Genomic DNA, 19,964 nt, shown 5'->3' with positions numbered 1-19,964 from the left:
GCTTAACGGTAATTTGACCATTCATAAAGAAAGTACAGGGAAAGCGCGGCATCGGCCGATGTGCGTTGAGTGAGGTTACAATGAACAAGACGCGTCTTGCAGTTCTGGCAGTGGCGATCGGATCCGCCGGTCTGGCGACCTATATGGCGACGGGGCTTCTCGGCAAGAAGGAGAAGCAGGTCGAGACGGTCGAGGTCACCAAATACGAAACCGTCGACGTTCTGGTCGCGACCAAGAACATACAAATGGGCGCGCGGCTGGTCGGCGGGTCGATCGGCTGGCAGTCCTGGCCCAAGTCGTCCGTGACCGCGCTGATGATCACCAGCGCGGCACAGCCCGACGCCAAGACGAAGTATGAAACCGCGCGCGCCCGCGCGGCGATATTCGAAGGCGAGCCCATCCTCGACAAGAAGCTGGTGATGCCCAATGAAACCGGCTTCATGTCGGCCATTCTGCCCAAGGGCATGCGGGCGATTTCGGTTTCGGTCTCGGCCGAGACCGGCGCCGGCGGTTTCATCCTGCCCAATGACCGGGTTGATGTGCTCCTGACCCGCAAGGTCGATGACGGCTCCAATCAGAAGGCCGCGTCCGCCGAAACCGTCCTGACCAATGTGCGGGTGCTGGCGATCGACCAGACCTTCCGGCCCAAGGGCGAGGAAGACAAGGAATTTGTCGTTGCCGACAAGACCGCGACACTCGAGCTTGATCCGCGCCAGACCGAGGTCATCTCGATGGCCCAGGATCTCGGCCAGCTTTCGCTCACTTTACGCTCGATCCGCGAGAATGACGGCGTCCCGCTTGCCGAAGTCGTTCCGAAGCTCAGCGAGAAATATGTGAACGGCTCGGACTCGAGCGAGATGACGATCATCAAATATGGCGTGCCGCGCCGCGTCACGCTCAACTGAACAAGGCTTGGGGACATGGCTGGGATGACGAAAACACTGGAACATAGAAGCGGCGGAACGTTCGGCCTCGGACGCAGGTTGGTCGCGGGCCTGGCACTTGCCGCAGCCCTCCTGCTCGCCCCCACCCCGTCGCTCCACCAGAGCGCTTTCGCCGGCGACTATGCCGGATCGGCCAGCGATGCCAATGGCGGCCGCTTCGTGCGCATCGGCCTCAACAAGTCGATCGTCATCAAGCTTCCCGCCGATGCCCGTGACGTGCTGGTCGGCAATCCGGACATCGTCGACGCGGTGATTCGTACCAGGAACACCGCCTATCTGTTCGCCCGCGCCATCGGCCAGACCAATATCTTCTTCTTCGACGCCAATGGCGGGCAAATCCTCGCCCTCGATCTCGAAGTGGCGCAGGACATGACCGCTTTGCAGAAGCTCATCCGCCGCACCTTACCGGGCTCGCGCATCACCGTCGACACGGTCGGCGAGAATGTCGTGCTCGGCGGCACCGCCAAGACGCCTTCCGAAGCCAAGCTCGCTTTCGACCTCGCCGCCAAGTTCACCAACGACGCGGAAGGCAAGAAGGTCCTGTCCACCATAAATGTGCTGGGCAAGGAACAGGTGATGCTGAAGGTCAGGATCGCCGAGGTCCAGCGCAATGTCCTCAAGCAGCTCGGCATCAATACCAGCGCGTTGTTCTCGATCGGCAACTTCGCCCTCAACCTGCAGAATCTCAACCCGCTCACCACGCCGCTGATCAGCCCGAATGGCGGCTATCAGGCGAGCTACGCCAGCGGTGGCGACTCCGCCAGTGTGCTTTTGCGCGCCATGGAGCGTGACGGCTTGCTGCGCACGCTCGCCGAGCCGACGTTGACGGCCATCTCCGGCGAATCGGCCAATTTCCTGGCCGGCGGCGAGTTCCCGATCCCGGTGGCCGGCGACAACGATACGGTCACCATCGAGTTCAAGAAGTTCGGCGTCGGCCTCGGCTTCACGCCGGTCGTGATGTCGGAAGGACGCATCTCGCTGAAGATCAACACGGAAGTCAGCGACATATCGACCGATGTCAGCGTCTCGCTGGGCACGAATGTCGTCATCCCGTCGTTGAACGTGCGCCGCGCCGAGACGACCGTCGAACTGCCGAGCGGCGGCTCGATCGCCATGGCCGGGCTCATCAAGGACAATGCCCGTGCCGATATCACCGGCACGCCCGGCCTCAAGAACCTGCCGATCCTCGGCGCCTTGTTCCGCAGCCGCGATTTCCAGCAGAACCAGAGCGAGCTCGTGGTCATCGTGACGCCTTATGTGGTCAATCCGGTCCAGGAGCAGGAACTCTCACTGCCGAGCGAGGGACTGATCAACGCGACCGATCGCCAGGCGATCCTGTTTGGCCGCCTGAACAAGGTCTATGGCTCGCCCGGCAAGAAGCCGCCGGGCGCCTATCACGGCAATGTCGGTTACATCGTCGATTGACGCGGGTGGAGAGAACTTATGATGTCTTTAAAGTCTAAGGGTAGATGGTTGAACGCGCTGGCGCTGGGCGCCGTCACCGTGCTCATCGCCGGTTGCAAGCTGGATGGAGCGGAGATCGACGACTACTACGCGCCGACCGCGCATTACGAGCGTCATCCGATCATCGTGACGAAGACGGGCGCACATGCCAAGCGCTGCGGCACTTGGCCTGAGGACCTGACGGAGACAGCCGACAACGAGCCTTACGCGAATTTCGGCTGCTCGCAGCAGAACAACATAGCCGCGATGGTCGCCAATCCGGAGGATCTCGTCAGGCCGCGCGCCACCGCGCCCGCCGACGCGATGCGCCGCGTCAAGGTCTTCGACAACTATCGCAGCGGCGAAGCGGTCGCATCGGCCGAAGAGAAGAACCAGGATGTCAAGATTTCCGACGCCGCCAAATGACGCCGGCAAAGGTCTAAGATCATGAATCATGCTGTCTTGAACACCGAGGACTATGGCCATTCCAGGCAACAGATCGTGGCCCAGGTCCCGCACATCAACATAAGGGCCTTCTGCGACGACGAGCGCACGGTCCAGGCGATCCAGGCCGCCGCTGCCGACCGGCGCATGGCGCGCGCTCATGTGCAGATCCACATGGGCGGCATCGCCGGAGCCGTGCAGGTCTTCCAGAGCGAGCTGACGCCCAATGTCATCCTGGTCGAAACCCGGGCCAATCGCGACATCGTGCTGGCCGAGCTTGCCCAGCTCGCTTCCGTATGCGGGCCGGAGACCAAGGTGGTCGTCATCGGCCATCTCAACGATGTCCAGCTCTATCGCGAGCTGATGCGCCTCGGCGTCAGCGAATATCTGATCGCCCCCGTCCATCAGCTGCAGATCATCGAATCGATCGCCAATCTTTTCCACGATCCGGCTGCCAAGCCGCTCGGCCGCGTCTTTGCTTTCGTCGGCTCGAAGGGCGGAGTCGGTTCGAGCACGCTCGCCCACAATGTCGGCTGGTATATGTCGCGCCAGCTCAATACCGACACGGTGATTACCGATCTCGACCTCGCTTTCGGCACTGCCGGCCTCAACTTCAATCAGGAAACCTCGCAAGGCATCGCCGATGCGCTGGGACAGCCCGACCGCATAGACCAGATGCTGCTCGACCGCCTCCTGACGAAGTGCGGCGACAAGCTGAGCCTGCTTGCGTCGCCCGGCAATATCGAGCGTGATCTGCATGTCGAGGCCTCTTCCGTCGAGGTCATTCTCAGCACGGTGCGCAACAGCGTGCCCTGCGTCATCGTCGATGTGCCGAATATGTGGGCGCCGTGGATCAAATACACGCTCATGCATGCCGACGAGGTGGTCATCACCGCCACGCCCGAGCTCGCCAGCCTCCGCAACGCCAAGAATCTCGTCGATCTGCTCAGGCATGGGCGGCCTAACGACCGGCCGCCGCGTCTGGTGATGAACCAGGTGGGCATCCCGAAGCGGCCGGAGATACCGGTTGCCGATTTCGCCAAGGCTCTGAGCCTCGATCCGGCCTTGACGATCGCCTATGACGCGCAGACCTTCGGAACGGCTGCCACCAATGGCCAGATGCTGGCCGAGGTGTCGGCCAAGTCGAAGTCCGCCGAGGCGATTGCGGCGCTGGCGCAAGCGCTGATCGGCCAGGAGAAGCCGGCGAAGCCGGCCAAGTTCTCGCTACCCTTCGCTGACAAGTTGTTGAGGAAGAAGTAATGTTCGGCAAACGCGGCGAGCAGGGGACATTCAATCATCCGGCCGTGCCTGCGCCGCATCAGGCGAACGGGCAATATGCCCGTTCCCCCGGGGCTCCCGACCATATGCCGGATCTGAAAGTCCAGCCCGCGCCGCCGCCGTCCTTTCCGGCTGCATCGGCGCGTCCGGCAGCGCCGCCGCCGCCGGCCGGTCAGCAACGCCCCGGCCTGCCCCAGGCGGTTGCCCCGCCGCCAGCCAAGCCCGCCGCCGCCATTCCGCGGCGATCGGACAATTACTACGACATCAAGTCGACGATCTTCAACGCGCTGATCGATGCCATCGACCTGACGCAGCTGAGCCAGCTTGACCGCGAGGGTGCCCGCGACGAGATTCGCGACATCGTCAACGAGATCATCACGCTCAAGGATGTCGCGATGTCGATCGCCGAGCAGGAGGACCTGCTCGAGGATATATGCAACGACGTCCTGGGTTACGGCCCCCTCGAACCGCTCCTGGCGCGTGACGACATCGCCGACGTCATGGTCAACGGCGCCGACACCTGCTTCATCGAAGTCGACGGCAAGATGCAGAAGACCGGGGTCCGCTTCCGCGACAATTCCCAGCTCCTCAATATCTGCCAGCGCATTGTCAGCCAGGTCGGCCGCCGTGTCGACGAATCGAGTCCGATATGCGATGCGCGCCTGGCCGATGGATCGCGCGTCAACGTCATCGTGCCGCCCCTGGCCATTGACGGCCCGACGCTCACCATCCGCAAGTTCAAGAAGGATCGCCTCAAGCTTCCCAATCTCGTCAAGTTCGGCACGATCACGCCGGAAGGCGCCACGATCCTCGAGATCATCGGGCGCGTGCGTTGCAACGTCCTGATCTCCGGCGGCACCGGCTCGGGCAAGACGACGCTGCTCAACTGCCTTACCGGCTATATCGACCTCGACGAGCGCGTCATCACCTGCGAGGACGCCGCCGAGCTGCAGCTGCAGCAGCCCCATGTCGTGCGCCTCGAGACCCGCCCGCCCAATCTCGAAGGCGAGGGCGAGGTGACGATGCGCGATCTCGTCAAGAACTGCCTGCGCATGCGGCCTGAGCGCATCATCGTCGGCGAAGTCCGCGGACCGGAGGCTTTCGACCTCCTGCAGGCGATGAATACCGGCCATGATGGCTCGATGGGCACGCTGCACTCCAACAGCCCGCGCGAGGCCATATCCCGCCTCGAATCGATGATCACCATGGGCGGCTTCGCCCTGCCGTCGAAGACGATCAAGGAGATGATCGTCGGATCCATCGACGTCATCATCCAGGCGGCCCGCCTGCGCGACGGCTCGCGCCGCATCACCCACATCACCGAGGTCATCGGCATGGAAGGCGAGGTGATCATCACCCAGGATCTGTTCGTCTATGAGATCCTGGGCGAAGATGCCAATGGTCGCATCCTCGGCCGCCATCGCTCGACCGGCATTGCCCGTCCGCACTTCTGGGACCGGGCCAGATATTTCGGCGAGGAGAAGCGCCTTGCCGACGCGCTGGAGCGTGCCGAGGCGCGCTCCGAGACGCAGAACTGATGATAGGACAACGCGATGGAACTTGCTGACGGCCTCCAGCAATACGGCTTCCTCGCCATGGTGGCGCTGGCCGTTGGCGGCTTGCTGTTTGCCGTCCTCTTCCCGTACTTCAGCGGCACCAAGCAGGCGGAAAAGCGGGTCAAGGCCCTGGCGACGGAAGGCAAGATCCAGCCCAAGCAGACGCTCAGGGCCCGGCTCATGGCCGAGGATCCCAAGGATGCCCGCCGCAAGCAGCTTCAGGAATCGCTCAACCAGCTCGAGGAGCGCGAGCGCCAGCGCCGCAGCAAGCTGACACTGCGCGTGATGCTCTCGCAGGCCGGGCTCGAGGTGACGCCGCGGGCCTACTATCTGTTTTCCGTCATCCTCGGCCTCATCATAGGCATCGGCGTGATGATTGCCGGCGTGCCCTGGTATGTCGCCATCGTCGCCGCCATCGCCGGCTTCCTTGGCGTGCCGCGCTGGCTCCTCAAGTTCCTGCGCAAGCGCCGCCAGCAGGTCTTCCTCAACGACTTCGCCGACGCCATCGACATCATGGTGCGCGGGCTCAAATCGGGTCTGCCGGTCAACGATGCCATGAAGGTGATCGCGTCGGAGACGCCGGCGCCGGTCGGCCCGGAATTCCTCGAGATCGTCGAAGGGCAGCGCGTCGGCATATCCATCGAGCAGGGCATCGAGCGCATGTATGAACGCATGCCTTTGGCCGAGGTCAACTTCCTCTCGATCGTCATGAACATCCAGTCGAAGACCGGCGGCAATCTCTCGGAGGCGCTGAACAACCTGTCCAAGGTCCTGCGCGATCGCAAGAAGATGAAGGCGAAGATCACCGCGATGAGCCAGGAAGCCAAGGCGTCAGCCGCAATTATCGGCTCGCTGCCTTTCATCATCATGGGGGCGCTCACGGTGCTCAACCCGACTTATCTCAATCCGCTTTGGTATACGACGCTCGGCAACATCATGGTCATCGGCTCGGCCGTGTGGATGATCTTGGGCATCCTCGTCATGCGCAAGATGATCAATTTCGACTTCTGAGGGAGGCGGCTGTCATGGATCTCGGCTTCTTCATGAAACCGGAAGGGTTGATCACCCTTCTCGTCGGCTTGTCGGCCTTCGCGACCATCCTCACCATCGCCGCGCCCTTGCTGCAGGGCGACCAGATGAAGGCGCGCATGAAGAGCATTGCGACCGAACGCGAGCATCTTCGTGCCGCCCATCGTGCCGCGCTGGCCAATGACAATGCCGGACGCCTGCGCGATCGCGCCAATCCCGGCCTCGTCACCCAGCTGGTCGAAGGCCTCAATCTGCGCAAGCTGTTCGAGGCCGAATCCTCGCGCGACAGCCTCAGGCAGGCTGGCTATCGCAGCGAGCGCCATCTCATCTACTTCCTGGCGGCGCGTCTCGTCACGCCGTTTGTGCTCGGCGTCATCTTCTTCATCTATTCTACCGCGGTCTTCGGCGACAAGATCCCGACCAATATGCGCTTCGCCGCCCTGGTCGTGGGCATTGTGGCGGGCTTCTACCTGCCGAATGTGTTCATCAAGAACAAGATCAACCGCCGCCAGCTCTCCATCAAGCGCGCCTGGTCCGATGCGCTCGATCTTCTGCTGATCTGCGTCGAATCAGGCATGTCGATCGAAGCCGCGATGCAGCGTGTGTCGCGCGAGATCGGCAGCCAGTCGGTGCCGCTCGCCGAAGAGCTCACTTTGACGACTGCCGAGCTTTCCTATTTGCCCGACCGGCGCAAGGCGTTTGAGAATCTGGGCAAGCGCACCGGCCTGCCGACCGTCAAATCGGTGGTGACGAGCCTTATCCAGTCGGAACGCTATGGCACGCCGCTGGGTCAGGCCTTGCGCGTCCTGGCGCAGGAGAACCGCGATATGCGTATGTCGGAAGCCGAGAAGCGGGCCGCGGCTCTGCCGCCGAAGCTCACCGTACCGATGATGCTGTTCTTCCTGCCGGTGATCTTCATCGTGATCCTCGGACCCTCGGCGATCCTGGTGCTGAAGCTGTCATAAGGCGGCCAAAGCAGATCCGGAAAAAGCGGACATCGGTTTTCCGAAAGGATGATGCGCGAGGATGGACGGTGCGCTGGACCGCGCGCTGGTCGGGATTCCCGCGGTCAGCCCGCCGGCTTGTCGGTCAATTGCTGCCAGGTATTGGGCTGCGCCAGCATTTTCTGCAGATAGGCCATATTGGCCTCGACCTCATCGGGCGGCAGATCGGCGCTGGCGATCTGGCGCGCCTCGTCGAACCGGCCCTGCAGTCCGACGACGAGCGCCAGATTCTGCCGCAGCCGCGGCTCGCCTCTGCCGGCGGGCAGGTTTGACGCCTCGCGCAGGGTTGCTTCCGCCTGCTTGAGGTCGCCTTCGAGCGCGTAGGACATTCCGAGATTGTTGAGGACCGCCGCATTGCCGGGCGCGATCTTGAGGGCGCGTTGATAGTAATCGCGCGCTTGCGCGTATTTCGCCTGCTGATCGAGCACCGATCCCATCGCCGAATAGACCTTCCAGTCGGTGCTCCCTTGGGCGATGGCCTTGGACAGGATGTCCGCCGCCTGGTCGGTCTGCCCGGCCTGCGCCAGTTCGCGGCCGTAGCGCGTCATCAGGGCCTGGTCCTGCGGATGATATTGCGTAAGCTGCGCCAGCACCTGCAATTGCTGGGCACCTTGCCCGAGGCTTTTGAGATGATCGGCATAGGCAAGGCCATAGTGCAGGTTCTTGGGATCCGCCTGCCACTTCTTGGCGAGCTTGGCGGTCTCCTTGAGCGATGGCTTCGAGGTGCTGCCCGTCGCCATCGGATCGGCGCCGTCGAGCTCGGCGGATTTGTTCTGGCAGGCGCCGAGCGCCAGCGACGCGGCGACCAGCAGCGCGGCGAGGCCTGCCTGCCTTGCCATATGAAACCGCCCGATGCCCGACATGCGCCAACTCCGAAGATCTTGGGCGCTTGCCATGCGCCTTGCTTGCGCTCCATCTTCGGGAATAGACCTCAATAAACCTTTAACCATAAGCGGGCTTTGGTCTAGACGAGAGCGGCCCGCAAAGTCCGCCTGTTCCAGCTTCACCCGAGGATACCCATGCCCGACCCGTCGCTCGTCCTTCTCCCTGTTGCACGCAACCGGGGCACCATACCGATCGTCCCGGTGACGGCGCAGTCCTGGCCGAAGGCCGAGCGCGCGCTCGACCGGCCGGGCCGGACCTGGCTCAAGACCCAGGGCTTTGCCGGCCAGCCGGGCCGGCACGGCCTGCTCGCAGGCAAATCGGGCGATCTCGCAAAGGTGTTCTATGGCCTGCCCGAGGCAGCGAAGCCGGGCGACCCCTTCGAGTTTGCCAGGCTCGCGCGGGTACTGCCCGATGGCGTTTATCGCATCGATGGGGATCTGCCGGGCCTGCCCAACGCCATCCTCGGCTGGCTCCTCGAGAGCTATCGCTTCGAGCGCTATCGGGCAGCGTCATCGCCTTTCCCGCGCCTTGTCTGCCCGGCGGATGTGGATCGTGCGGCATTGCTGCGGATGGCGGCGGCGCATTTCATGGTGCGCGATCTCGTCAACACGCCGTCAGCCGATATGGGGCCGGATGAGCTCGAGAAGGCGGCCCGCCGGGTCGCGGGCAAGCATCGCGCCAGGCTGCGCGTCGTAGCGGGAGAACGCCTGCGCCGCGACTTCCCCATGATCCACGCGGTAGGGCAGGCCAGCCCACGCCGACCGCGCCTGATCGATTTCACCTGGGGACCGGCCAGGGCGCCCAAGGTCACTCTGGTCGGCAAGGGTGTGTGCTTCGACACGGGCGGCCTCGATATCAAGCCCGCCTCCGGCATGCTCACCATGAAGAAGGACATGGGCGGGGCCGCGAATGTCCTGGGGCTTGCCCGGATGATCATGGAGGCGAAGCTCAGGCTCCGCCTCAGGGTGCTCATTCCGGCGGTCGAGAATTCGATCGCCGGCAATGCCTTTCGCCCCGGCGACGTATTGACCAGCCGCAAGGGCATAAGGGTTGAGATCGGCAACACCGATGCCGAGGGCCGGCTCATTCTGGGCGACGCCCTGGCGCTCGCCGATGAGGAAAGCCCGGATCTCCTGATCGACATGGCGACCCTCACGGGTGCCGCTCGCGTCGCGCTGGGGCCGGATCTGCCGCCCTTCTATACCAGCGACGACGGCTTGGCCGACGCTCTGGCGCGGCATGCCCGCACCGCCAATGATCCGATGTGGCGCATGCCGCTCTGGACGCCCTATTACGCGCTCATCGAGTCGAATATTGCCGAACTGAACAATGCCGGTGAATCGGGCTTCGCCGGATCGGTGACGGCGGCCCTCTTCCTCAAGCGCTTTGTCGAGCGCGCCAGGTCCTATGCCCATTTCGACATCTTCGCCTGGACGCCGATCGCCAGGCCCGGCCGCCCCAGGGGCGGCGAGGCCCAGGCGATCCACGCCTTGTTCGGGGTGATCGCCGAGCGTTACGCCAAATAAACTTGCAGTCCGGAACGCCTTGATACAGAATGAAACGGCTCCGAAACGATTATCGGCGGAGCGGTGGGTTCGGTCTGAATGGGCGTCACTTTGTCGGCGGCGCAGGCTCTGCAGCTTTGGCATGACGTGAATCTTGATCAGGTTCGCGGCGACGAGCCCGATCTTTCGACGCGCCAGATCACCTTGCTTCTCACTGTCTATCTGGAAGCGCCGCCTCATACGGTGCGCGACCTCGCCCGGAAGCTCAATGTCTCCAAGCCCGTGATCACGCGGGCGCTCGATTCCCTCGGCAAGCTCGAGCTCCTGGCGCGACGGCGCGACGAGACCGATCGCCGTAACGTCCTCGTACAGAGAACCGTAAAGGGTGTGCTCTATCTTGAGCGTCTTGCCGAGACGGTTGGCAAGCTCGCCAAGCAGGTCTAGACCTCCACGACCATGAATTTCGATCCGCGCCTCAATGCCATTCGCCCCGATATCGTCGATGCCCGTCTGAGCGTTGCCGGCGAGGCGCGTCCTGTCGAAGGCGTGCTGAAGGAAGTGGCGGTGCCGCTGCTTTCGCTGCGCCGCGAGCCGCGTTTCGATGCCCGCCTCGATACCCAGGCGCTGATGGGCGAGCGGGTGCGCGTCTTCGACGCAAGAGAAGGCTGGGCCTGGCTTCAGCTGGAAAGCGATGGCTATGTCGGCTATGCGGCGCAAGACGATCTCGCCGACATGGGCGGCGCGCCCACGCACCGCGTGGCGGTGCCGTCCACCTTCATGTTCCCGGCACCCGACATCAAGGCGCAGCCGACGGTGACCGTGACCTTGAATGCGGCTGTGCGCGTGCTGCGCCAGGATGAGCGCTTCGCCCATCTCGCCAATGGCCGGTTTGTCGTGGCGAGTCACTTGAGGCCGGTGGGCGAAGCGGAAGCCGATTTCGTCGCAGTGGCGGAAGCCTATCTGCATGTGCCCTATCTGTGGGGCGGCAAATCCGTCCTCGGCCTCGACTGTTCGGGCCTGGTGCAGCTGTCACTCCAGGCGGCGGGCCGGGCTTCGCCGCGCGATTCCGACATGCAGGAGAAAGCGCTCGGACAATCCTTGCCGAAGGATGACCTTGATGGCCTGAAGCGCGGCGATCTCGTCTTCTGGGACGGCCATGTCGGCATCATGACCGACGCCGGCATGCTGCTCCATGCCAATGGTCATTTCATGCAGGTGACGCGTGAGCCGCTCAAGACGGCAGTCGAGCGTATCGCCGCGCGTCACGGCAAGATCACATCCATCAAGCGGCTCTAATATCCGCGTCCGCGGTCGACGAGATTCTCGACCGGCAAGCCCGCCTGGTGCCGCCGGATCTGGCCCAGCACATAGGCGGTGATCGTGGCGGGATCGGAATCGGCGGCCACATGCGGCGTGACGGTCACCTTGGGGTGGCCCCAGAACGGGCTGTCCTGGGCCAGGGGCTCGGTCTCGAAGACATCCAGCGACGCCGAATGTAACGCTCCCGAATCGAGTGCGGCGAGGATGTCTTTCTCGACCTGCTGCTTGCCGCGCCCGGCATTGATGAGGATGGGAGCGCCGAAGGGCCCCTTGCGCGACAATTTGGCGATGGTCTCGCGATTGATGATGCCGGTCGTTTCCGGCGTATGGGGCAGGAGGCATACGAGAATATCGGTTCGTTCCAGGAACGAATCGAATTCGGGGGCCCCGGCGAAGCATTCGACGCCGGGGATTGTCTTGGGCGACCGGCTCCAGCCGACCACCTTGAAGCCGAGCAGGGCCAGCTTGCTGGCGGAATCGGTGCCCATGACGCCCAGGCCCATGATCCCGACGGTGAGCGCCGAGGCCGCATGGGTCGGGAAGCTGTCCCACAGCCTGTTGCGCTGGTTCTCGTCCAGGCGGCGCTGCTGGCGGTGATGCATGAGCACCTGCAGCACCACATATTCCGTCATCCGCATGGTGAGGTCGGGGTCGTTGACGCGCGCGATCGGCACATTGTCGGGCAATGTCGGGTCCTTGAGGATCGCGTCGACGCCGGCACCCAGCGAGAAGATCACCTTGAGACGGGGCAGGCTTCTCAGCACATTGGCCGGCGGCAGCCAGGCGACGGCATATTCGATGTCCGCCAGCGGTCCCATCTGGTCAGGCCATACCCTGATATCGATATCGGGCGCCTGCTGGCGCATGCACGTCGTCCATATGTCGGACGGCCAGGTCGGAATGAGATAGAGCAGGGCCATGATTATTGCTTTACGGTTCCGGAAGGCGCGGTGCGCAGATGCAGCGCCGCGGCGATGAGGGCCTTGGTGTAGTCGGTCTGTGGCGCATCGAAGATCTGCGCCGTCGGCCCCGCCTCGACCGCCAGCCCGTTGCGCATGACGATGACCTCGTTGGCGAGCGCCCGCACCACCCGGAGGTCATGGCTGATGAACAGATAAGCAAGATTGTGGCTCTCCTGGATCTTGCGCAGGAGATCGACGATCTGCGCCTGGACCGACATGTCGAGCGCGCTGGTTGGCTCGTCGAGCACGATGAAGCGGGGCTCGAGCGCCAGCGCGCGCGCGATGGCGATGCGCTGGCGCTGGCCGCCGGAGAATTCATGCGGATAGCGCTCCATGGTAGAGGGATCGAGGCCGACCTCGGTCAGCGCGCGCTCGACGCGCTCACGCCGCTGCTCGTCGCTCAGCTCTCGGCCCTGGACGATCAGGCCTTCTTCCACGATCTGACGAATGGAGAGCCGCGGTGACAGCGACCCGTAAGGATCCTGGAACACGATCTGCATTTCCTTGCGCAGTGGCCGCATGGCGCGCGCATTGAAACCGTCGATCCGTTGACCTGAATAGACGATCGGACCTTCCGAAGCGATGAGGCGCAGGAGCGCGAGCCCCATCGTCGTCTTGCCCGAGCCCGATTCACCGACGATGCCCAGCGTCTGGCCGGCGCGCACCGTGACATCGACGCCATCGACCGCCTTGATATGGCCGACAGTCTTGCGGAAGAAGCCGCGCTTGATTGGAAACCAGACCTTGAGCTTGTCGGCCGAGACGACCGCCGGCGCGCTGGTGTCCGTCTGGGGCGGCTTGCCCTTGGGCTCGGCCGCCAGCAGCATCTTGGTATAGGCATGCTGGGGGGTCTTGAACAACGTCTCGGTATCGCCTGCCTCGACGATCTTGCCGTGCTGCATCACACAGACCTTGTCGGCCATGTGCCGCACGATGCCGAGATCGTGGGTGATGAGCAGGAGCGCCATCTGCGTCTCGGCCTGCAGGTCCTTGAGCAGCTTCAGGATCTGGGCCTGCACCGTGACGTCGAGCGCGGTGGTCGGCTCATCGGCGATCAAAAGATCGGGATTGTTGGCGAGCGCCATGGCGATCATCACGCGCTGGCGCTGGCCGCCGGAAAGCTGGTGCGGAAAATCCTCGAGCCTTGTCTCGGGATCGCGGATGCCGACCTTGGTCAGGAGATCGATGATGCGCCGGCGCCGGGCCGACCCCGACAGGCCCTGGTGGACTTCAAGGATTTCGCCGATCTGCCGCTCCACATTGTGCAGCGGGTTAAGCGACGTCATCGGCTCCTGGAAGATCATGGTGATGTCGTTGCCGCGCACTTTGCGCAAGCGGTTCTCATCGGCGTGCAGCAGCTCCTGGCCCTTGAAGTGGATTTCGCCGGAAGGATGCGAGGCCGAGGGATAGGGCAGCAGCTTCATCACCGAGAGGGCGGAGACCGACTTGCCCGAGCCCGATTCGCCGACCAGCGCCAATGTCTCGCCCTTGCCGATCGAGAAGGAGACGTGGTCTACCGCAAGATTGGTCTTGCCTCCCTGCCTGAAGGCGACGGAAAGGTCGCGGACGTCGAGAAGCCGCTCGCTCATTGGAACGCCTTGCGCGGATCGAGGGCGTCACGCACCGCTTCGCCGATGAACACGAGCAGTGACAGCATGACGGATGTGACGAGGAAGCCGGTGATGCCGAGCCACGGCGCCTGCAAATTCTGCTTGCCCTGGTTGAGCAGCTCGCCCAGCGACGGCGAGCCCGGTGGCAGGCCGAAGCCTAGATAGTCCAGTGCGGTCAGCGTCGTCACCGATGCCGCGACGATGAATGGCATGAAGGTGACCGTCGAGACCACCGCATTGGGCAGCAGATGCTTGAACATGATCTTCGTATTGGTGAGGCCGAGCGCCCGGGCAGCCCGCACATACTCGAAATTGCGCGCGCGCAGGAATTCGGCGCGTACCACGCCGACCAGCGCCGTCCAGGAGAACAGCACAAGGATGGACAGCAGGATCCAGAAGGTCGGCTCGATGAACGCCGCGAGGATGATGAGAAGGTAAAGGGTCGGAATGGCGGTCCAGATATCGATGAAGCGCTGGAAAAGAAGGTCAGTCCAACCACCGTAGTAGCCTTGCACAGCACCTGCGGCAATTCCGATGATCGAAGAGGCTACAGTCAGGATCAACCCGAAGAACACCGAGATGCGGAAGCCATAGATGAGCCTTGCTACCACATCGCGGCCCTGGTCGTCGGTTCCCAGCCAGTTGAGATTGCCGGCAATGCAGTTCGGGTCTTCAGTCTTTTGCGGATATTTGGCGCAGGCTTCGTCCCAGGTCATCTGGAAGGCGGGCTTGGACGGTGCCGGCGAGGGCAATTCGTTATTGACCGAGTCATAGGAGTAGCGGATCGGCGGCCAGATCATCCAGCCATTGGCCTTGATCTCGTCCTGGATGAAGGGATCGCGGAAATCCGTCAGGGCGAGAAAGCCGCCGAATTTGTCTTCCGGATATTCGGTAAAGGTCGGGAACAAGAGCTCACCCTTGTAGGAGGCGAGCACCGGACGGTCATTGGAAATAAGCGGCGCGAAGACGCTGATCGCGAACAGTACCAGGAATATCCACAAGGACCAGTAGCCTCGCCCGTTCGCCTTGAACAGCTGCCATCGGCGTTCATTCAGTCCGGAGAGCTTAAATCTCATGGATCAGAGTGCTCGGGCCTCGAAATCGATTCTAGGGTCGACCCATGTGTAGGTGAGATCGCTGATCAACGCCACTATCAGCCCAACCAGGGTAAAAATATACAGATTGGCGAAGAACACCGGATAGTCTCGATTGAGCGCGGAGTTGAAGGTGAGGAGGCCAAGGCCGTCGAGTGAGAATATTTGTTCGATGAGAAGTGATCCCGTGAAGAACGCGCTTAGGAACGCACCTGGAAAGCCGGCGATTACGATCAGCATCGCATTGCGGAAGACATGTCCGTAAAGAACGCGCCGTTCCGTCAGGCCCTTGGCGCGTGCGGTGATGACATATTGCTTGCGAATTTCGTCAAGGAACGAGTTCTTGGTGAGCAGGGTGGTGGTAGCGAAGCCGCCAATGCCGAGCGCGATGAGGGGCAGCACAAGATGCCAGGCATAGTCGACCGCCTTGCCGAAGAAGGAGAGGTTGGTGAAGTCGTCCGAGGTTAGGCCGCGTAGCGGGAACCAGTTGAAGTAGCTGCCGCCGGCAAACATCACGATGAGGAATATCGCCAGGATGAATCCTGGAATGGCATAGCCGATAATGATCACACCTGACGTCCAGATGTCGAAAGTGCTGCCATCCTTGACCGCTTTGCGGATACCCAGGGGAATTGAGACGAAGTTGGTGATGATCGCTAGCCAGATGCCCAGCGAGATCGAAACTGGCATCTTCTCGATGATGAGATCGACGACCGGCTTGTCGCGGAAATAGCTCTGGCCGAAATTGAAAGTCAGATAGTTCTTCATCATCAGGAAGAAGCGTTCATGGGCCGGCTTGTCGAAGCCGAACTGGATCTCCAGCTTCTTGATGAAGTCGGGGTCGAGGCCCTGGGCGCCGCGATATTTCACCGCCACGGTGTCGCCGACGCTAGTCGCATCGGGAGCACGGCCTGCCTCGCCGCCTGATTGACCGCCGATTCGCGCTGTTGGATCGATGGCGGTGCCCTGGATCTGGGCGATGACCCGCTCAATCGGCCCACCGGGCACGAACTGGATGATTGCGAAGGTTATCAGCATGATGCCGAACAAGGTCGGGATCATCAAAAGCAGGCGTTTGGCGATATACGCGCCCATTGTGCCGTCCTAGAGCTCTAATTGCCGCGCTTCAAGGTCTTTACCTTCTCGGCATTGACCCACCAAGTGTCGATGATGCCTCTGTCATATTCGGGTTTAATTTGGGGCTTTTCGAAGATGTCCCAATGAACGATCCAGTGGCTGGCTTTTCCCCAGTTGGACACCCAGATGTGCTCGGCACGGAGCATCCGGTCGAGCGCGCGCCCTGTATACATCAGCTCCTCACGCGATTTGGCGGCGATCATGCGGTCAATGAGCGCGTCGACGACGGGTAGCGCGATACCGGAAAGATTATAGCTGCCGATGGCCTTGGCGGATTCCGAGCTGAGCTGGGTCTTGAGCTCGAGGCCGGGCGTTTGGCCTCCCACCAGCCGGGCGATATCGGCGTCGAAATCGAACTCCTTCATCCTTTGCTCCTGCTGCACGGGATCGATGCCGCGCAACGTCACATCGATGCCAAGGAGGCGCAGGTTCTTCGCATAGGGGGCGAGGATTCGTTCGCTTGTCGGACCGTCGATGAGGAACTCCAGGGTGAATTTCTCGCCTTTGGCGTTGACGAGCTGGGTTCCCTGTCGTTTCCAGCCGGCCGCGGCCAGAAGCTCAGATGCTTGCCTCAGAAGCTTGCGATCCTGCCCCGATCCATCCGAGACCGGGGGTACATATGCATCCTCGAAGACCTCGGACCGGAGCTCCCCGCGGAACGGCTCGAGGATCTTGAGCTCCTCGGGCGAGGGCTTGCCCTTCGCCATTAAGGCCGAGTTCTCGAAGAAGCTCGTCGTGCGCTGATAGGCGCCGTAGAAGAGATTTGCGTTCATCCATTCAAAATCGAAGGCGAGATCGAGAGCCTTGCGCACCCGGATGTCTTGGAATTTCTCGCGCCGCAGATTGAAATAGAGGCCCTGCGCACCGGAAGGCGTATTATCCGGCAGAACTTCCCTGATGAGCCGACCTTCGGCCACTGACTTTGTGTTGTACGCAGTTGCCCAGTCGCGCGAGGTCATTTCTTCATGCAGATCAAGAACGCCGGATTTGAGCGCCTCAACGACCGCTGTGCGGTCCTTAAAATACTCCATACGTACTTCATCGAAGTTCCAGCGACCCTTGTTCACCGGCAGGTCGGCACCCCAGTAGTCAATGCGCCTCATATAAGAGACATACTGCCCTGGTTTGAAATTCCCGATCCTGTAAGGGCCGGAGCCCAGAGGCTCATCAAGCGTTGTCTTGCTGAAATCATGCGTTGCATAATAGGCTTTTGAGAAGATCGGAAGTTCCGCGATGGTGAGGGGGAGGTCGCGGGTATTCTCACCCTTGAACGAATAGCGGACCTCGTAGGGTGATAGCACGTCACATTTCTCTACATCGCGAATAACGATGCGGATGCGCTCATGTCCTTGCGTCGATAACAGCCGAAAGGTATCACATACATCCTCGGCCGTGAGCTTTGTTCCGTCGGAGAAACGCGCCTCCTCACGTAATTGAAATGTGACGCTCTTCTTGTCGGGGGTGAGTTCGGCGGTCTTGGCAACGAGTCCGTAGACTGCATCCGGTTCGTCATTGGCGCGCGTCATCAGTGTGTCGAACAGGAGTCCGATATTCTCTGGTGGGTCGCCCTTGAGGATGTAGCCGTTGAAGGAATTGAATGTGTCGCGCGCCAGTATGCCTCGGCTGGCAATGCGGCCGCCCTTCGGCGCCTCCGGGTTCACATAGTCGAAGTGTTTGAAATCAGGGGGGTATTTCAGGTCGCCGAAAGCCGAAATGCCGTGCCGAGGCTCGCCGGCGGCAGGAAGGGCGAGGAGGCCGAGCGCGAGGACGGCCGGGATCCAATGTCTCATTTATTGGCCGCCGTCTTCTTGGCCTTCTCTTCGTCCCACCACCACAGCGCCGGGAAGCCGACGGAATAATCCGGGTTCTTATCCGGATAGCTGAAGCGGTTCCAATGCGGATACCAGTCCTCGGCGCGATAGAAATCGGGAACCATGTAATAGTTCCACAACAGGATACGATCCAGTGCACGGGTCGCGGCAACAAGCTCGTCGCGGCTATTGGCGAAGATAATGAGATCGATGATCCTGTCGACGGCCGGATTCTTGATGCCGATGATGTTGCGGCTGCCCTTGCGGTCGGCGGCGTCCGATCCCCAAAACTCGCGCTGTTCATTACCGGGCGAGAGGCTTTGCGGGAATACACCGGTGACGACGTCAAAGTCGAAATCGCGTACCCGGTTCTCAAACTGCGCCGAATCGACGGTTCGTACCGTCACCTTGATACCGATGCGTTCGAGGCTGGGCTTGTAGGAGAGCGCCACATCCTCGAAAGTCGGATCATCGAGCAGGAACTCCATGGTCATGGCCTCACCGGTCTTGTCGTTGGTGAGCGAGCCGTTCTGGATCGACCATCCGGCTTCCTTCAGCAGGGCCACCGCCTTGCGCAAATTCTCGCGGATATTCTGCGGCGTGCCGTTGACCGGGTTCTTGTATTCGGAGGTGAATACTTCGGGCGGCACCTGATCTTTGAACTGGTTCAGGATCTCGAGTTCGCGGCCCTGTGGCAGGCCTTTGGCGGCAAGCTCGGAATTCTCGAAATAGCTTTGCGTGCGCTTGTTGTAATCACCGAAGGAAAGCACGCGCATGCGGCCTTCGAAATCATAGGCAAGGTTGAAGGCGAAGCGCACGCGGGGATCGGCGAATTTCACCCGCCTCGTATTGAAGACGAAGCCTTGCATCAGCTCGGCATTCTTGGTCTGGAAGCTGGCCTTGATGACATTGCCCTTTTTAACCGCGGGAAAGTCATACTGAATGTCCCACTCCTTGGTGCCGGGACCAGGCCGCACGTCAAGCTGGTCGGCCTTGAACGCCTCGAAGATGATGGTGCGGTCGCGGAAGTATATCAGTTCGATCTCATCGAAATTATTCTGCCCGATATTCACCGGCAGATCATTGCCCCAATAGTCTTTGACGCGCTCGAAGATAATCGACTGACTCGGTCTGAAGCTCTTGACCTTGTACTGGCCGGACCCGAGAGGAGGCTCCTGCGTTGTCTCGGCAATATTGCGCTTTTTGCCGGAGGCATCGGTGCCCTCCCAGTAGTGCTTAGGGACCACCATCGCCTGGCCCATGATGCTCGGCAGTTCGCGATTGCCCTTGCTGTCGAAGAGGAAGGTGATTTCATCCTCTCCCGTTTGCTCCACCTTCTCGACGTTCTTGTAATAGAACTGATAGGTCGGATTGTTCTCTTTGAGGAAGTTGTAACCGTAGATGACGTCCTCGACAGTAATCGGCTTGCCATCATGCCAGCGCGCCTCCTTGCGCAGCCGGAAGGAGACCGAGGAAAAGTCTTCCGGATGATAGATGCTCTCCGCAACCAGTCCATATTCGGAGCCGACTTCATCGGCGCTCTGCGAAGTGAGCGTTTCCACGACATAGCCCAGCCCGGCGGCTGCCTCACCCTTAATGATGAAAGGATTAAGGCTGTCAAAGGATCCGACTACCCCGAGACGCAACCGTCCACCCTTTGGCGCGTCCGGATTCACATAGTCGAAATGCTTGAAATCGGGCGGGTATTTGAGCTTTCCATAGATATTGGTGCCGTGTTGAAACTTTCGCTCGTCAGCCTTGGCCGGCTCGACGGACAATACCTTCAGACCGGTGAGCGGCCCCAGCCCCAGGAGGGATGCCGTCTTGATGAGGCTGCGCCGGTTTAGGATCATCCTGTCGTCACTCCGCTTGATTTGCCTTACCCGAAGATACGCATTCTGCTCCGGAATGCAAAACGCTCAAGGGCAGGCAGTCCGGTTAA

The 19,964-nt window shown here is 61.6% G+C and carries 17 protein-coding genes; 10 read left to right on the top strand and 7 right to left on the bottom strand.

The annotated features are described in order from the left end of the window. Positions 1 to 80 precede the first annotated feature (80 nt). The 7 genes from cpaB to DT068_RS12820 are packed head-to-tail and all read left to right on the top strand — an operon-like array spanning position 81 to position 7,659. The gene (cpaB, locus tag DT068_RS12850) at positions 81 to 905 is read left to right on the top strand and encodes a Flp pilus assembly protein CpaB (protein ID WP_119390228.1); all 825 of its coding nucleotides are present in this window, start codon (positions 81 to 83) and stop codon (positions 903 to 905) included. Positions 906 to 929: 24 nt separating this feature from the next. Continuing rightward, positions 930 to 2,369: a type II and III secretion system protein family protein gene (locus DT068_RS12845; RefSeq protein ID WP_119390227.1), complete on the top strand. Its 1,440-nt coding sequence runs from the start codon at positions 930 to 932 to the stop codon at positions 2,367 to 2,369. 48 nt (positions 2,370 to 2,417) lie between these two features. Next, the gene (locus tag DT068_RS12840; protein WP_368904698.1) at positions 2,418 to 2,813 is read left to right on the top strand and encodes a CpaD family pilus assembly lipoprotein; all 396 of its coding nucleotides are present in this window, start codon (positions 2,418 to 2,420) and stop codon (positions 2,811 to 2,813) included. A 21-nt stretch (positions 2,814 to 2,834) separates the two neighbouring features. After that, positions 2,835 to 4,091: an AAA family ATPase gene (locus DT068_RS12835; protein WP_119390225.1), complete on the top strand. Its 1,257-nt coding sequence runs from the start codon at positions 2,835 to 2,837 to the stop codon at positions 4,089 to 4,091. Beyond that, positions 4,091 to 5,647, top strand: a complete 1,557-nt coding sequence (locus DT068_RS12830; protein ID WP_119390224.1) for a TadA family conjugal transfer-associated ATPase — start codon at positions 4,091 to 4,093, stop codon at positions 5,645 to 5,647. The genes DT068_RS12835 and DT068_RS12830 overlap by 1 nt, the downstream gene beginning before the upstream one ends. Positions 5,648 to 5,662: 15 nt before the next feature. Next, positions 5,663 to 6,676, top strand: a complete 1,014-nt coding sequence (locus tag DT068_RS12825) for a type II secretion system F family protein (protein WP_119390223.1) — start codon at positions 5,663 to 5,665, stop codon at positions 6,674 to 6,676. 14 nt (positions 6,677 to 6,690) lie between these two features. Then, entirely contained in the window at positions 6,691 to 7,659 is a 969-nt protein-coding gene (locus tag DT068_RS12820) for a type II secretion system F family protein (RefSeq protein WP_119390222.1), read from the top strand. A gap of 104 nt (positions 7,660 to 7,763) precedes the next feature. On the opposite strand, the gene DT068_RS12815 is transcribed toward DT068_RS12820, so the two are convergent. Beyond that, entirely contained in the window at positions 7,764 to 8,537 is a 774-nt protein-coding gene (locus tag DT068_RS12815) for a tetratricopeptide repeat protein (RefSeq protein WP_162914167.1), read from the bottom strand. A 180-nt stretch (positions 8,538 to 8,717) separates the two neighbouring features. Here DT068_RS12815 and DT068_RS12810 point away from each other — a divergent pair, with 180 nt between their 5' ends. The 3 genes from DT068_RS12810 to DT068_RS12800 all read left to right on the top strand — a co-directional run bounded on the left by DT068_RS12810 (position 8,718) and on the right by DT068_RS12800 (position 11,384). After that, the gene (locus tag DT068_RS12810; RefSeq protein ID WP_119390220.1) at positions 8,718 to 10,109 is read left to right on the top strand and encodes a leucyl aminopeptidase family protein; all 1,392 of its coding nucleotides are present in this window, start codon (positions 8,718 to 8,720) and stop codon (positions 10,107 to 10,109) included. Positions 10,110 to 10,187: 78 nt separating this feature from the next. After that, entirely contained in the window at positions 10,188 to 10,532 is a 345-nt protein-coding gene (locus tag DT068_RS12805; RefSeq protein ID WP_119390219.1) for a MarR family transcriptional regulator, read from the top strand. Between the two features lie 12 nt (positions 10,533 to 10,544). Beyond that, a complete protein-coding gene (locus DT068_RS12800) occupies positions 10,545 to 11,384 on the top strand; it encodes a C40 family peptidase (protein WP_119390218.1) in 840 nt (279 codons plus the stop codon). Here DT068_RS12800 and DT068_RS12795 read toward each other — a convergent pair. From DT068_RS12795 to DT068_RS12770, 6 genes are read right to left on the bottom strand one after another with little or no spacing between them, the layout of a single operon-like run. Beyond that, a complete protein-coding gene (locus DT068_RS12795) occupies positions 11,381 to 12,328 on the bottom strand; it encodes a 2-hydroxyacid dehydrogenase (protein WP_119390217.1) in 948 nt (315 codons plus the stop codon). The genes DT068_RS12800 and DT068_RS12795 overlap by 4 nt on opposite strands. A 2-nt stretch (positions 12,329 to 12,330) precedes the next feature. Then, positions 12,331 to 13,959, bottom strand: coding sequence for an ABC transporter ATP-binding protein (locus tag DT068_RS12790; protein ID WP_119390216.1), 1,629 nt, complete (start codon positions 13,957 to 13,959; stop codon positions 12,331 to 12,333). Next, a complete protein-coding gene (locus DT068_RS12785; RefSeq protein WP_119390215.1) occupies positions 13,956 to 15,056 on the bottom strand; it encodes an ABC transporter permease in 1,101 nt (366 codons plus the stop codon). The genes DT068_RS12790 and DT068_RS12785 overlap by 4 nt, the downstream gene beginning before the upstream one ends. Positions 15,057 to 15,059: 3 nt before the next feature. Next, positions 15,060 to 16,169, bottom strand: a complete 1,110-nt coding sequence (locus tag DT068_RS12780) for a microcin C ABC transporter permease YejB (protein WP_119390214.1) — start codon at positions 16,167 to 16,169, stop codon at positions 15,060 to 15,062. A 17-nt stretch (positions 16,170 to 16,186) separates the two neighbouring features. After that, positions 16,187 to 18,001, bottom strand: coding sequence for an extracellular solute-binding protein (locus DT068_RS12775; RefSeq protein WP_119390213.1), 1,815 nt, complete (start codon positions 17,999 to 18,001; stop codon positions 16,187 to 16,189). Next, positions 17,998 to 19,875: an extracellular solute-binding protein gene (locus DT068_RS12770; protein WP_119390212.1), complete on the bottom strand. Its 1,878-nt coding sequence runs from the start codon at positions 19,873 to 19,875 to the stop codon at positions 17,998 to 18,000. Before DT068_RS12770 ends, DT068_RS12775 begins: the two co-directional genes overlap by 4 nt. Positions 19,876 to 19,964: the final 89 nt, after the last annotated feature.

This window comes from Taklimakanibacter lacteus (assembly GCA_003576695.1).
Taxonomy (GTDB): domain Bacteria; phylum Pseudomonadota; class Alphaproteobacteria; order Rhizobiales; family Aestuariivirgaceae; genus Taklimakanibacter; species Taklimakanibacter lacteus.
This window is presented reverse-complemented; position numbering and strand designations above follow the sequence as displayed.

Bases quoted from the DNA above. Each gene is read 5' to 3' on its own strand.
- cpaB (WP_119390228.1), top strand. From the start codon at position 81: ATGAACAAGACGCGTCTTGCAGTTCTGGCAGTGGCGATCGGATCCGCC.
- DT068_RS12845 (WP_119390227.1), top strand. From the start codon at position 930: ATGACGAAAACACTGGAACATAGAAGCGGCGGAACGTTCGGCCTCGGA.
- DT068_RS12835 (WP_119390225.1), top strand. From the start codon at position 2,835: ATGAATCATGCTGTCTTGAACACCGAGGACTATGGCCATTCCAGGCAA.
- DT068_RS12830 (WP_119390224.1), top strand. From the start codon at position 4,091: ATGTTCGGCAAACGCGGCGAGCAGGGGACATTCAATCATCCGGCCGTG.
- DT068_RS12825 (WP_119390223.1), top strand. From the start codon at position 5,663: ATGGAACTTGCTGACGGCCTCCAGCAATACGGCTTCCTCGCCATGGTG.
- DT068_RS12820 (WP_119390222.1), top strand. From the start codon at position 6,691: ATGGATCTCGGCTTCTTCATGAAACCGGAAGGGTTGATCACCCTTCTC.
- DT068_RS12815 (WP_162914167.1), bottom strand. From the start codon at position 8,537: ATGGCAAGGCAGGCAGGCCTCGCCGCGCTGCTGGTCGCCGCGTCGCTG.
- DT068_RS12810 (WP_119390220.1), top strand. From the start codon at position 8,718: ATGCCCGACCCGTCGCTCGTCCTTCTCCCTGTTGCACGCAACCGGGGC.
- DT068_RS12805 (WP_119390219.1), top strand. From the start codon at position 10,188: ATGGGCGTCACTTTGTCGGCGGCGCAGGCTCTGCAGCTTTGGCATGAC.
- DT068_RS12800 (WP_119390218.1), top strand. From the start codon at position 10,545: ATGAATTTCGATCCGCGCCTCAATGCCATTCGCCCCGATATCGTCGAT.
- DT068_RS12795 (WP_119390217.1), bottom strand. From the start codon at position 12,328: ATGGCCCTGCTCTATCTCATTCCGACCTGGCCGTCCGACATATGGACG.
- DT068_RS12790 (WP_119390216.1), bottom strand. From the start codon at position 13,959: ATGAGCGAGCGGCTTCTCGACGTCCGCGACCTTTCCGTCGCCTTCAGG.
- DT068_RS12785 (WP_119390215.1), bottom strand. From the start codon at position 15,056: ATGAGATTTAAGCTCTCCGGACTGAATGAACGCCGATGGCAGCTGTTC.
- DT068_RS12780 (WP_119390214.1), bottom strand. From the start codon at position 16,169: ATGGGCGCGTATATCGCCAAACGCCTGCTTTTGATGATCCCGACCTTG.
- DT068_RS12775 (WP_119390213.1), bottom strand. From the start codon at position 18,001: ATGAGACATTGGATCCCGGCCGTCCTCGCGCTCGGCCTCCTCGCCCTT.
- DT068_RS12770 (WP_119390212.1), bottom strand. From the start codon at position 19,875: ATGATCCTAAACCGGCGCAGCCTCATCAAGACGGCATCCCTCCTGGGG.